The following is an 11899-nucleotide window of genomic DNA, read 5'->3' as shown; positions in this document are numbered from 1 at the left end:
TGCTCTCTTGTTGCTTGGTGTGGTGTTATTTTTCAATTGTTAGAAAAATATTGCAATAACTTGGTTTTTATCTATCTTAGTTGTGGAGGTCTTACCTCTAATAAAAAATATAATAAAAATATCAACAGGATAAAAACATGAATAAACTCAAAATGAGTGTGCTCGTGGCAAGCTTAGTTTGCTGCAACGCATATGCGAATGAAGGAATCGCATTAATACATGGAACAGGAAGCCAAACCGATGCATACAATGATTACTGGACAGGATCATTTGTGAATAAAGTGGCGAGTGGATTACCAAACTCGAATAACTACACGGTAATCAACTGCGACTTTGACCAATACATGTGGGACTCTAGAGCGTCAGGTTGTTTAGCATCGCAGCTAACTTCATTTATCAACTCAAAAAATATCTCTCAGCTAACGCTCATTACCCATTCAAATGGTGGCAATGTAGTGCGATGGATATTATCAAACCCAACGTGGGACTCTCGTTATCCAAATATCATCAATAAAACCGTAAAGGTAATAGCGTTAGCTCCTTCAAGTGGTGGTACGCCGTTGGCCGATGCAGTAGTTGCCGGTAACTCTTTTGAGCAAAGTCTCGGATGGTTGTTGGGTTATGGCAGCAACGCGGTTAAGCAACAGCAGGTGTCGTGGATGGCGTCATATAATGCTAATTGGCTAAACGGTACGCCGGGGCGTCCATCGTTAAGTGCGCCGTTTGAGTCGGTGGTTGGAAGCGATGTTGAGTCGGCCATTTGGGATGGCGATAGCTATTGCGGTGGATATCAAAACCAAGTGGGACTTGAAGTGACGCAAAACTGGTTAGACTCGTGTTCAGACGGTTTCTTAAATTGCAGTTCGCAGTCTTTGGCTGGCTCTGTTTGGTTTACAGATAAAAGCAAAACAAAAGGGCGCGAGCCTCTCAGTCATCAGCAAAGTCGCCGTGACTGCTTTAATCTTCCATCAATCATTAGTAGTCGAATATAGGAGCTAAATAATGAAAAAATATCTATTTATATTTGTTCCTGCGCTGCTTGTTGGTTGTGGTGATAACAATCTTCAAACTTCATCAGAGGAAGTAAGCACAAAGCCGGTAGAACAAACTGTATACCAATGGAGTTCTGTCCAAGCGAGTTCACAAGCTCAACAATTTGTTGAAAAAACCAGTGACGAATATTGGCAAACGGTAAGTGGTAAGGAGTTAAAAAAGGTGTATCGGTTTATCTAACAACCAATGATAATTTGATACGAGTAGCGCCTAAGGCGACTTACGACAATGGTCAGGTGTATAAAGCGGCGGGTGTTGAAATTCAGGACTTAGAGTTGCTAGATTCTACTTCAAAAATCAAATACGACTTGTCGCCCACCGCAACGCAAAGCCAGATGAAACTTGCTGGTTTTGATGATGGCAGCGTTGCTATAAAAGGTTTAACAAATGGTCAGAATGCAATTTTAAAAACTCGCCAGCCACTAGCAGACCATGAGCTTTATTTAATTCATGTAAAAGAAAAAAATACGCCGCATGTTTTGAATATAAAGAGTGGTTTTAAAAAGTTAAACAATGATAACCGTTTGTCGTTTAATTTGGATATGCCGAGCGGAACCATTGCATCCCAAGATGTATCACTTTCGTTAATAAGTCCGGTGTCAGAACAAGTGGATGTAAGTCTCTCTAATGGCGGTGTTGAGTTTTCTCAGCCACTTGAACAACTTGGTGCTATCAATGGCTTTTATGAGTTAGACGCGCTGGTATTGGCAGATATTAACGGTAAAAAGGTGATGCGCTCGGTTAAGGTGCCTTTTACTAATGTGAAAGAAACTGCATCGTTAGGTCAGCCAAGGTTTAAGCAGGCTGCAGGCAGAGTGTTAGTTGATATGCCTATTGAGGCGGACATGCCGGGACGTTATGCCGTTAAGGCAACATTGGCTACTAAAGATGGTGATACCGTTACAAAGTTAGCGACAATTGAAGTAGCGGCGCATATTGATAGTTATGCTGACTTGTCTCTGCCGTTTAATGTGAATTTAGTGGGCGCTAAAAAAGTGTTTTTAACGGATGTGGAAGTGACCGACCAAACAAGGATGATCAAAACCTATCCCAAGCTATAACAAAGCGATAACAAGGAAGTCACATAGCCAAAAGGCTTGTCTGGAATACTTTGGACTAGCTTGGGCAATTGTATTTTAAATGGAATAGCTATTAAAAAAGGCTCAATCAAGATTTGATGTGAGCCTTTTTTTTACTAAGACGTTTTGTCTAAGAATTAGTCTGGAAACAGAGCTAAAACTTAGTGTCTAAAGTGACGCATGCCAGTAAATACCATTGCAATGCCGTGTTCGTCAGCAGCTGCAATTACTTCCTCGTCACGCATTGAGCCACCCGGTTGGATAATTGCTTTGATGCCAGCTTCAGCAGCCGCATCAATACCGTCACGGAATGGGAAGAATGCATCCGATGCCATTACTGACCCTGGAACTTCTAGCCCTTCGTCAGCGGCTTTTATACCAGCAATTTTTGCTGAATAAACGCGACTCATTTGGCCTGCACCAACACCAACAGTCATCTCATTTTTTGCATAAACAATGGCGTTCGACTTAACAAACTTAGCCACTTTCCAGCAGAACAGCATGTCTTTTAACTGAGCTTCTGTAGGTTGCACTTTAGAAACATTTTTAAGTCGTCTAGCGTGATCATGCCTTGGTCACGGTCTTGAACTAACAAGCCACCATTAACACGTTTAATGTCAGGAGCTGTTGTTTTGCCTTTGCCGCTTAAGTCCCACTCACCACATTCTAATAAACGAACGTTCTTTTTAGCTGAAACAATTTGCACGGCTTCGGCGCTAATTTTTGGTGCGATGATGACTTCAACAAACTGACGAGAAACAATAGCTTCTGCTGTGTCAGCGTCCAATTCGCGGTTGAAAGCAATGATGCCTCCAAATGCTGATGTTGGATCCGTCTTAAAGGCGCGGTCGTAGGCGGCTAAGATAGAGTCATCAACTGCAACACCACATGGGTTTGCGTGTTTAACAATAACGCAGGCTGGGCGATCAAATTCTTTTACACATTCTAGTGCGGCATCAGTATCGGCAATGTTGTTGTATGACAAAGCCTTACCTTGTAGTTGCTTTGCTGAAGAGATAGAGGCTTCAACATTGCCTTGAGTGCCATTTTCTGTGTAGAAAGCAGCTTGCTGGTGGCTGTTTTCACCGTAACGCATTTCTAACTTTTTAGTGAATTGCATATTAACAGTACGTGAAAACTTAGAGCTCTCTACTTCGTCTTTGTTTTCTGAATAATCAGGAACCATAGTACCAAAGTAGTTTGCGATCATGCCGTCGTATTGCGCAGTGTGTTCAAAGGCTGCAATAGCAAGATCAAAACGAGTAGCTAGTTCAGTTGCACCGCTATTCGCATTTAATTCATCAGTGATTCGACCATAATCATTGGCATTCACAACAATAACCACGTCTTTATGATTTTTAGCAGCTGCACGAACCATTGTTGGACCACCAATATCGATGTTTTCAACGGCATCTTCTAATGTGCAATCTGGATTTGCTACTGTATTGGCAAACGGGTATAGATTAACAACAACCATATCTATTGCCGATATGTTGTTTTCTGTCATTACCGCTTCATCTTGGCCACGACGAGCTAAAATACCGCCATGAATTTTTGGGTGAAGAGTTTTAACGCGACCGTCCATGATTTCTGGGTGACCAGTATGATCTGAAACTTCAATTGCGTTTACGCCGTTTTCTGTAAGTAGTTTGAATGTGCCGCCAGTTGAAAGAATCTCAACACCGTGAGAAGCCAATGTGCGCGCGAATTCTACTATACCAGTCTTGTCTGACACGCTGATTAAAGCGCGGCGAACAGGTCGTAATGTATCCATTGAGTTGTTAACCTTAATTGTTAAGTTAATGTTTAGTGAGTGTGTATTTCTATTCTTAATTTATTTTAGTGCAGAAACAAAAAAGCACCCGGTGGGGTGCTTTTTTGCGGGCTTTCCGCGGCTGAATTAGTTCATGCCGTATTTTTTTAACTTCTTGCGAAGTGTGCCACGGTTAATGCCTAGCATATTCGCAGCTCTTGTTTGGTTGCCGCGAGTATAAGTCATAATCTCTTCTAGAAGTGGCTTTTCTAACTCAGATAAAACCAAGTCGTATACTTCAGTAGAATCTTGACCATTTAACGTTTGTAAGTAGTTACGAACTGCTTTTTTAACTTCGTTACGTAACGGCTGAGGCTTGTCAGCTGTTTGGATGTGTGCATTTGTAATGAACGGAGTCTGTACGTTTTGATCAAACATTGTTTACTTCTTCTCTCTAAAATTGTTAAGACTAAAATTACTGTGTTGTGGGCAGTAATCTTCTTTTGTTTAAATTTGGTCGAAATACCCATTTAATGTTTCGATTTGAACCTCACCAGATTCAATTCCATTAAACAGTTTTCGAAATGACCTATCCGTGTCTTGATCTTCTAGGTACCACCCAACATGCTTACGTGCAATTCGGGGCCCCATCACATCGCCATATAGTTGGTGCAAATTCGCGACATGCTCCAACAATATGCTACGAACCTCTTCCTTCTCTGGTGGCGCCAGAATATGACCGGTTCGTAAAAAGTGGTCTACCTCTCTAAATATCCAAGGTCGACCTTGCGCTCCACGTCCAATCATAAGACCGTCCGCGTTTGTAAACTCTAAAACTTCTTTAGCTTGCTGTGGAGTACGTATGTCTCCGTTCGCAATCACCGGAATGCTTATCGCTTCTTTAATTTCTCTAATAGTGTGGTATTCCGCGTTGCCTTTATACATGCAAGCACGGGTTCGACCGTGTACTGCTAAACATTGAATTCCATTCCGTTCAGCAATTTTCGCGATTTCCAAACCATTTCGATTGTCAGGATCCCAACCAGTACGGGTTTTAAGTGTTACTGGAATCTTTACTGCCCCTACCACAGACTTAACGATACTCTCGACTAATTCTGGATACTGCATTAAGGCAGACCCTGCCATCTTCTTATTTACTTTTTGGCCGGACAACCCATATTAATATCTATAATTTGAGCGCCGTTCTTCTCATTAAATGCTGCCGCTTCCGCCATTAAGTCTGGATCCGCACCGGCAATTTGAACAGAACGTATGCCTGTTTCACCCATGTGATCCATTCGATTCAATGACTTATCTGTTTTCCAAACCTTAGGATTGGAAGACAACATTTCTGACACTGCTAACCCAGCACCCATTTTTCTACAAAGCTGTCGAAAAGGTCGATCGGTCACACCGGCCATTGGCGCAACAATTAAATTGTTGTCTAATGTGTATGGACCAATTTGCATGTTAATGGTTACCTTCTCTTAACGACTATGTTTACAGGCTGTCCCAAAAAAGGGCGGCAAGTTTACTGTTTTTTTCGACAAAATCAAAGGTTGTTTTTTAAACAATTTTGTGTTTTTTTCGGTCTTTACTATTGACATTTAATTTTGAGTATTAACACTAAAAAAAATTGTTAGATTTGCTAAATAGTTAGTGAAAAAAGCACTAAAAAGGCCGCGGACATGTTGACAAGCGGTCTCATTATTGAGTAGAGGTACAATGAAAAAGTTGCACCTATTAACTAAAATAAATTAGATTATTTTATTTTTCCGTTAATTCTTACCCACTCATCTTCTTGTTCAGGAGGTAAAAGCTCGGTCAACTCTTGATAAGCGTTGGCAACATCATTGGCTTGCTCGGCCAAAATACCTGAAAGTGCCACCAATGTGCCAGGTTGTCCGTAGCCACAAATGACTTCTTTGAGCTCTTTTAATGGTCCGGCTAAAATGTTGGCCACAATCACTTCAGTATCAAATTGAGGTGCGTCTTCTGGCAAATACAATTCGATTTGATCCGCAACACCATTTCTTTCTGCGTTTTCTTGGCTGGCGATGATCGCTTTAGGATCAATATCGATACCAATAGCTCGTTTGGCACCAAGTTTAAGCGCCGCAATTGCTAAAATGCCACTACCACAACCAAAGTCCAAGACCGTTTTATCGCTCAAGTCCATTGCTTCTAACCACTTTAAACACAAAGCAGTGGTGGCATGAGTACCGGTACCAAATGCGAGTCCTGGATCTAAAATTACGTTGATCGCGTCTGGGTCTGGGATGTCGCGCCAGCTTGGGCAAATCCATAAACGTTCACCAAATTTAATAGGGTGGAAGTTATCCATCCATTCGCGTTCCCAGTCTTTGTCTTCAACTTGTTCTATTTTGTAGCTGAAGTCTTTATCCATATTAGGATGGTTGGCAATAGACCTTGCAACAAAGTCCATGTCGTCGGCGGCATCAAATAAACCAACGCAGGTAGAGGTTGCCCAGTAGTTAATATCGCCCGGTTTTAATTCGTATATTGCTTGTTGCTCGTTACTCGCGGTAAACGTAACGGACTGGCATCCGATATCCATCAAAAAGTCACTCATCGAATCAACATGATCCGCTAAAACCGCAAATCGTATTTGCACCCAAGCCATAATTTTTCCCAAACTGTCATTCTAAAGACGCAATTTTAGTTTAATTTGGCCTAGGAAGGAATTGGCATATGGAATAAACCTTCGCTTTTGTTCCCGCTTTATTCAATCAGCTGTTAAAATGAGGTTAATTTATTTACCCATGTTACTAATTAAGGCTTTTATATGCTGAGCTATCGCCACGGCTTCCATGCTGGCAACCACGCTGATGTGTTAAAACACACGGTTTATCAACTTGTACTTAAATACCTAGGCAAAAAAATAAACCTTACAGCATTATTGATACTCATGCAGGTGCTGGTGCATATCAGTTAATGGATGAGTTTGGTCAAAAAAACAAAGAGTACAACACGGGTATTGGCAAGTTATGGTCGCTTGATAGCAAAACCATGCCAGAACCTTTGCAAGATTACGTGTCTGCCGTTCGTCGCTTTAACAGCGAGTCAGAGCAAACTGACTTAAATGTTTACCCGGGCTCTCCTTGGTTCGCATTGGATGAGTTGCCGTTAGAAGGTAAAGGCTTTTTTCATGAATTACATCCGAGTGATTTTGAGTTATTGCGTACCTTTGTGCGAACAAATCGCTACCGAAAAGTAATTAAAGGTGATGGTTTTAAAGAAAGTGTTGGTTTATTTCCACCACCAAGCCGTCGCGGTGTGGCCATTATTGATCCTCCTTATGAACTAAAAGAAGATTATCATCGTGTTGTTGAATACGTAACGGCCATGACATCTCGCTTTGAGTCTGGTGTTTATATGATCTGGTATCCGGTAGTAGACCGTTACCGTATTGACGGTATGGAGCATGCACTTAAAAAATCAGGCATTAAAGATATTCAAGTATTTGAACTAAACGTGCTGCCAGATACTGATGAGCGAGGCATGACAGGCAGTGGCATGATAGTGATTAACGCGCCGTATACGCTTAAGGAACAAATGTCAGAGGTTCTACCTTATTTAGACAAACAACTAGGTGAGCAGGGCAGCTCATGGAGATCTGAACAACTTGTTGAAGAGTAGTAACTTATTAATTAGACTCAGTTAAATTGAACGTTTATTACGCAAAGGAAATAACAAATGTTAAAAGGTAATTTTGTAAAAGCAGCTTCTGCAATTGCATTAACAGCGGCATTAGCAGCATGTTCTGGCAATAGTGCTAAAAGTGAATCAGAAGCGTTGACGGAAGAAACCGGCAAAGTATTAGTTTCTGCAAGCAATGAAGTTATAGACGCGGCGGTTAAAAATCCGTTACGTGGCGATGCTGCGAACCGTGATATGTATCGTCACCCAGCTGAAACCCTGAAGTTTTTTGGCTTGAAGCCAGATATGACAGTGGTTGAGATTTTACCAGGCGGTGGTTGGTATACGTCTATTATCAATCCTGTTGTAACAATGAACGGTCAATTTTACGCAGCGCACTTTCATCCATATGAAGGAGCACCAGGTTACTACGCACGTTCATTAAATGGCTTTAAAGAAGAAGCTAAAACGAATGCGTTGTATAAAGGCTTAAAAATTACTGAGTTTCATCATCTAAAGGCACATGACATTGCGCCTGAAGGCTCGGCTGATATGGTGCTTACGTTTAGAAACGTGCATAACTGGTACATGGGCGACGGTGATGCAGGCGTTGACGGTGCATTTAAAGCATTTAATAAGGCGCTTAAAAAAGGCGGCATTTTAGGTGTTGTTGAACACCGAATGCCTGAAAGCCAAGATCAAGTTGAGAATAAAAACTCAGGCTATATGAAGCAGTCTTATGTGATTGCAGCAGCAGAAAAAGCAGGATTTGAATTGCTAGAAAGCAGTGAAATTAATGCTAATGCAAAAGACACAGCCGATCACCCTAAAGGTGTTTGGACATTGCCACCTCGTTTGGCAAATGGTGATGTTGATAAAGCAAAGTATGTTGCTATTGGCGAGAGCGATCGTATGACGCTTAAGTTTGTTAAAAAGTAGTTTGCTAACAAATAAACAAACATACATTTAAATTTGAGACCGGCTAATTAGCCGGTTTTTTATTGCCAGCCTACCTTCCATTGTTTGGGCTCCTTCAATTCACGCCAGTTTATCTCGTACTCGTTTTGAGTCATGGCTGCTTCAATGACACACTTAGTCACTCGTTGATCTTCATCAAACTCTACTTCGGTGATGACAAAATGCTTTTCTTTGTTTTCTATATTTACTTTGGTCCATTTACTATGGAACAATGATTTGGGACTGACTTTATTCATTATCTATTTCACTTATTTCACTTGTTTTTAAAGCGGGTGTTTATCATTATTAATGAGGTTGAGATGGCAAGAAAAAAGCCAGCAATGCTACTTTATTCGCAGAGCCGGCTTCCGAAAGTATTTGGTCTGTTAACTTTATTAATGCTTAAAATTCAGTTCAATTTTGAGTTCGCTACTATTACCTTCAGCACCTCCACACATCTCGTCGTAGGCTGATTGATGTACAAGGTATGCATGCTTAACCCGACATTCATTTAACGCCTCTTTTACCTGCGTCACATTTCTAAACTTTACAATGTTGTCTTGGTCGTCAAACACGTAACCTTTGTGGTCGTTGTAATCTACTTCTAACAAATAATCACCCATCTCAAATGAGTGAATATTTACTTCAGGAATTTCAATGTCATTAAAGTTCAGGTGAGAAAGTCTATGTTTCATGTTTCGCTCCAAAAGGTGTAGTGCTTGGTTAATTTTCCACAGACACCATTTGTATTTAGTACTTTCACAGGTAGTAACATTCTGGTGTAAAAAGGTTTACGGACGCTTTTTATAAATAGATTAATTATTCGTCAATAATTTTCACTAATGTCGTGATATACTCGCGCGCAATTTTTTAATGACCTTCTATTCAGTGGATAAAGATATGAAAATATTGGTGATTGGCGGTGGTGGCCGTGAACATGCGTTAGCGTGGAAAGCAGCTCAAAATGACATGGTTCAAACAGTATTTGTAGCGCCAGGTAATGCGGGCACTAGCTTAGAGAAGAAACTAAAAAATGTAGCAATAGGTGCTGAAGACATTGATGGCCTATTAGATTTTGCTAAACAAGAGCATATTGATTTAACAATTGTTGGCCCAGAAGCACCACTAGTACTCGGTGTTGTTGACCAATTTGAGCAAGCCGGTTTAAAAGTATTTGGACCGTCAAAAGGCGCAGCTCAGTTAGAAGGCTCTAAAGCATTCACCAAAGACTTTTTAGCTCGCCAAGCAATCCCAACAGGGGCATATCAAAACTTCACTGAAATTGAACCAGCCATCAATTATGTGCGTGAACAAGGCGCTCCAATTGTAATCAAAGCCGATGGTTTGGCAGCAGGCAAGGGCGTTATTGTTGCGATGACGTTAGAAGAAGCTGAAGATGCAATAAAAGATATGTTAGCGGGCAACGCGTTTGGCGATGCAGGCTCAAGGGTAGTCATTGAAGAGTTTTTAACAGGCGAAGAAGCTAGCTTCATTGTTATGGTTGATGGTAAAAATGTATTACCAATGGCCACAAGCCAAGATCATAAACGCGCATACAATGGCGATGAAGGTCCTAACACTGGTGGTATGGGTGCTTATTCGCCAGCGCCAGTAGTGACACAAGAAATTCATAACCGCATTATGGATGAAGTTATTTACCCAACGGTAAAAGGCATGGCAGATGAAGGGCATCCTTACACTGGATTTTTATATGCAGGATTAATGATTGATGAATCTGGTACGCCAAAAGTTATTGAATACAACTGTCGATTTGGTGATCCAGAAACACAACCTATTATGATGCGTATGCAGTCTGACTTAGTTGATTTATGTTTCACTGCATTAGCCGGTGAGCTAGATAAAGCCATTATTGAATTTGATCCGCGTCCAGCTGTTGGTGTTGTATTGGCCGCTGCGGGTTACCCGGCAAGTTATCCTAAAGGTGATGTGATTACTGGTATTCCAGCAACGACAGACACTACAAAAACGTTTCATGCTGGTACAAAAGAAGTAAACGGTGAAGTCGTTACAAATGGTGGAAGAGTATTATGTGCAACCGCAATGGGTGACACGGTAACTTCTGCCCAACAAGCTGCTTATAAACTTGTTGAACAGATTAAATGGCAAGGCGTTGAATATCGCACTGATATCGCATTCCGTGCCATTCAACGTGAGTCTTAATTTTTAAATTAAAACTCGTATGAGAAGCCAGCTTGATATTTGATGTCCGTTTTTTCAACATCAAGTACAGGTTGGCTATCATGTTCTACCAATAAACCAAACTTAAGCGACAAGCTTTCTGTAAGCTTAGATTTAATCGCTAGACGATTGTACGCTCTAAAATCGCTAAACTTTGTAACGTCTGGCTGGTAATAAAGAGTATTTGATAGCTCAGCGCCGTTTGCTAATGGCAATGTGGTTACCCAATAAAGGCTCAATCGAGTTTGATCAAACTCAACCTTTTGACCATTTACGTTGTACTCTTCTTGTTCTTGAAAAATACCTAAGCCTGCTGTGGTTTTTTCTGAAAACTCTTTGCGGTAAGCCACACCCACTAAGTTTCTAGATTCCAATGATTTAAAATCGTCAGTATTGCTCTGTGCAAAAACTTCAAACGCTTCCGTTTTACTAAAGTAGTAATTATATCTAGCGTGTAAAAACGAGCTGTCTTCACTTTTTACATCATTGCTTTTAGCGTAGTCGCGACTTGCCATTACAAAACCAAAATGTTGGTCTCGTCTTTCTGAGTGATAAATACCAAAAGAAAAGTCTTCTTTATCAGAGTTACCGCTTTTACCCGACAAATCAATAGATAAGCTAGTGAAGCTGTGCTTATCTTGAGAGCGTTGTCTTAGTGACTCTGTTTCGTCAATGGCGGAAACGCCAGTAGAGATAAGAAGTGAAGAAAGAATTGCTGATGTAATTAACGTGTTATTAAACTTCATAACGTCCTTAGCCTGCTAAATTAGGGCGCGCAATCTATCATCATTGTTACGGTAGATACAATCCCTATCAGCCAAACTGTGCTTCGTGCAATATCCCAATTGAGCCAATAGCAGGCAAGATAGGCAACTCGGCAAGCTACAAATACAGACGCTAATGTTGCAGTAAAGCCAGTAACATTACTGGTAGCGATAGCAAGCAAGACGGCAGGGGCAAATAACGCCAACGCCTCAAATGAGTTTTCATGTGCCGCTAAGCAACGAGCGCCAAAACCCTTTAGGCTGCGTTGTTGTTCTCTTGGATGTTTGTTGTCGTAACCTTTAGCGTCTTCTTTACCAGACTTATGCATAGCTAGCGCCAATGGAGCTTTTGCTAAATAAGGCAGCAGTGCAGCTGCAACTAGACTGTAGATTAATATTTGTAATTCGTTCATTCAATAGTCCGTATTTTGTAT

Annotated in this window: 12 protein-coding genes and 2 pseudogenes; 6 read left to right on the top strand and 8 right to left on the bottom strand. The window is 41.1% G+C overall.

The genetic code is table 11. The features are described from left to right. Positions 1-152: 152 nt before the first annotated feature. Genes GNP35_RS09330 through GNP35_RS09320 form a run of 3 tightly spaced genes read left to right on the top strand, consistent with a single transcriptional unit; the run spans position 153 to position 2114 of the window. Positions 153-992, top strand: a complete 840-nt coding sequence (locus GNP35_RS09330; protein ID WP_414153693.1) for a lipase family protein — start codon at positions 153-155, stop codon at positions 990-992. A 10-nt stretch (positions 993-1002) separates the two neighbouring features. Next, complete coding sequence (locus tag GNP35_RS09325; RefSeq protein WP_155695830.1) at positions 1003-1233, top strand: hypothetical protein; 231 nt, start codon at positions 1003-1005, stop codon at positions 1231-1233. Between the two features lie 14 nt (positions 1234-1247). Continuing rightward, entirely contained in the window at positions 1248-2114 is an 867-nt protein-coding gene (locus tag GNP35_RS09320) for a hypothetical protein (RefSeq protein WP_155695829.1), read from the top strand. A 179-nt stretch (positions 2115-2293) separates the two neighbouring features. On the opposite strand, the pseudogene purH reads toward GNP35_RS09320, so the two are convergent. The 4 genes and pseudogenes from purH to prmA form a co-directional block, all read right to left on the bottom strand. After that, positions 2294-3906: pseudogene (gene purH / locus GNP35_RS09315) on the bottom strand (bifunctional phosphoribosylaminoimidazolecarboxamide formyltransferase/IMP cyclohydrolase). Positions 3907-4032: 126 nt separating this feature from the next. Continuing rightward, the gene (gene fis / locus GNP35_RS09310) at positions 4033-4323 is read right to left on the bottom strand and encodes a DNA-binding transcriptional regulator Fis (protein ID WP_155695828.1); all 291 of its coding nucleotides are present in this window, start codon (positions 4321-4323) and stop codon (positions 4033-4035) included. Between the two features lie 69 nt (positions 4324-4392). Then, a pseudogene (gene dusB, locus GNP35_RS09305) lies at positions 4393-5354 on the bottom strand (tRNA dihydrouridine synthase DusB). Between the two features lie 293 nt (positions 5355-5647). Beyond that, positions 5648-6529: a 50S ribosomal protein L11 methyltransferase gene (gene prmA / locus GNP35_RS09300; RefSeq protein WP_155695827.1), complete on the bottom strand. Its 882-nt coding sequence runs from the start codon at positions 6527-6529 to the stop codon at positions 5648-5650. Between the two features lie 311 nt (positions 6530-6840). On the opposite strand from prmA, the gene GNP35_RS09295 reads away from it, so the two are divergent. After that, positions 6841-7545, top strand: a complete 705-nt coding sequence (locus GNP35_RS09295) for a 23S rRNA (adenine(2030)-N(6))-methyltransferase RlmJ (protein WP_230961353.1) — start codon at positions 6841-6843, stop codon at positions 7543-7545. A gap of 57 nt (positions 7546-7602) precedes the next feature. After that, entirely contained in the window at positions 7603-8484 is an 882-nt protein-coding gene (locus GNP35_RS09290; RefSeq protein ID WP_230961352.1) for a class I SAM-dependent methyltransferase, read from the top strand. 59 nt (positions 8485-8543) lie between these two features. On the opposite strand, the gene GNP35_RS09285 is transcribed toward GNP35_RS09290, so the two are convergent. Both GNP35_RS09285 and GNP35_RS09280 read right to left on the bottom strand, forming a co-directional pair. Then, a complete protein-coding gene (locus GNP35_RS09285; RefSeq protein ID WP_155695826.1) occupies positions 8544-8759 on the bottom strand; it encodes a TIGR02450 family Trp-rich protein in 216 nt (71 codons plus the stop codon). 138 nt (positions 8760-8897) lie between these two features. Then, positions 8898-9197 (bottom strand): DUF6482 family protein, encoded by a 300-nt coding sequence (locus GNP35_RS09280; RefSeq protein ID WP_155695825.1) that lies wholly within the window; start codon positions 9195-9197, stop codon positions 8898-8900. A 205-nt stretch (positions 9198-9402) separates the two neighbouring features. Between GNP35_RS09280 and purD the strand changes: the two genes are divergently transcribed. Beyond that, positions 9403-10683 (top strand): phosphoribosylamine--glycine ligase, encoded by a 1281-nt coding sequence (purD, locus tag GNP35_RS09275; protein ID WP_155695824.1) that lies wholly within the window; start codon positions 9403-9405, stop codon positions 10681-10683. An 8-nt stretch (positions 10684-10691) separates the two neighbouring features. On the opposite strand, the gene GNP35_RS09270 is transcribed toward purD, so the two are convergent. After that, complete coding sequence (locus tag GNP35_RS09270) at positions 10692-11447, bottom strand: DUF481 domain-containing protein (RefSeq protein WP_155695823.1); 756 nt, start codon at positions 11445-11447, stop codon at positions 10692-10694. Positions 11448-11467: 20 nt separating this feature from the next. Beyond that, entirely contained in the window at positions 11468-11878 is a 411-nt protein-coding gene (locus GNP35_RS09265) for an MAPEG family protein (RefSeq protein ID WP_155695822.1), read from the bottom strand. Positions 11879-11899: the final 21 nt, after the last annotated feature.

Source organism: Psychrosphaera haliotis (assembly GCF_009728465.1).
In the GTDB taxonomy this organism is placed as follows: Bacteria; Pseudomonadota; Gammaproteobacteria; order Enterobacterales; family Alteromonadaceae; genus Psychrosphaera; species Psychrosphaera haliotis.
Note: the sequence above shows the minus strand (reverse complement) of the source record. Positions and strands in the feature narration are given on the sequence as shown.

Excerpts from the sequence above, each read along its gene's own strand:
- GNP35_RS09285 (WP_155695826.1), bottom strand. The coding sequence starts at position 8,759 with ATGAATAAAGTCAGTCCCAAATCATTGTTCCATAGTAAATGGACCAAA.
- GNP35_RS09330 (WP_414153693.1), top strand. The coding sequence starts at position 153 with ATGAGTGTGCTCGTGGCAAGCTTAGTTTGCTGCAACGCATATGCGAAT.
- fis (WP_155695828.1), bottom strand. The coding sequence starts at position 4,323 with ATGTTTGATCAAAACGTACAGACTCCGTTCATTACAAATGCACACATC.
- GNP35_RS09325 (WP_155695830.1), top strand. The coding sequence starts at position 1,003 with ATGAAAAAATATCTATTTATATTTGTTCCTGCGCTGCTTGTTGGTTGT.
- GNP35_RS09290 (WP_230961352.1), top strand. The coding sequence starts at position 7,603 with ATGTTAAAAGGTAATTTTGTAAAAGCAGCTTCTGCAATTGCATTAACA.
- GNP35_RS09295 (WP_230961353.1), top strand. The coding sequence starts at position 6,841 with ATGGATGAGTTTGGTCAAAAAAACAAAGAGTACAACACGGGTATTGGC.
- GNP35_RS09265 (WP_155695822.1), bottom strand. The coding sequence starts at position 11,878 with ATGAACGAATTACAAATATTAATCTACAGTCTAGTTGCAGCTGCACTG.
- prmA (WP_155695827.1), bottom strand. The coding sequence starts at position 6,529 with ATGGCTTGGGTGCAAATACGATTTGCGGTTTTAGCGGATCATGTTGAT.
- GNP35_RS09280 (WP_155695825.1), bottom strand. The coding sequence starts at position 9,197 with ATGAAACATAGACTTTCTCACCTGAACTTTAATGACATTGAAATTCCT.
- purD (WP_155695824.1), top strand. The coding sequence starts at position 9,403 with ATGAAAATATTGGTGATTGGCGGTGGTGGCCGTGAACATGCGTTAGCG.
- GNP35_RS09270 (WP_155695823.1), bottom strand. The coding sequence starts at position 11,447 with ATGAAGTTTAATAACACGTTAATTACATCAGCAATTCTTTCTTCACTT.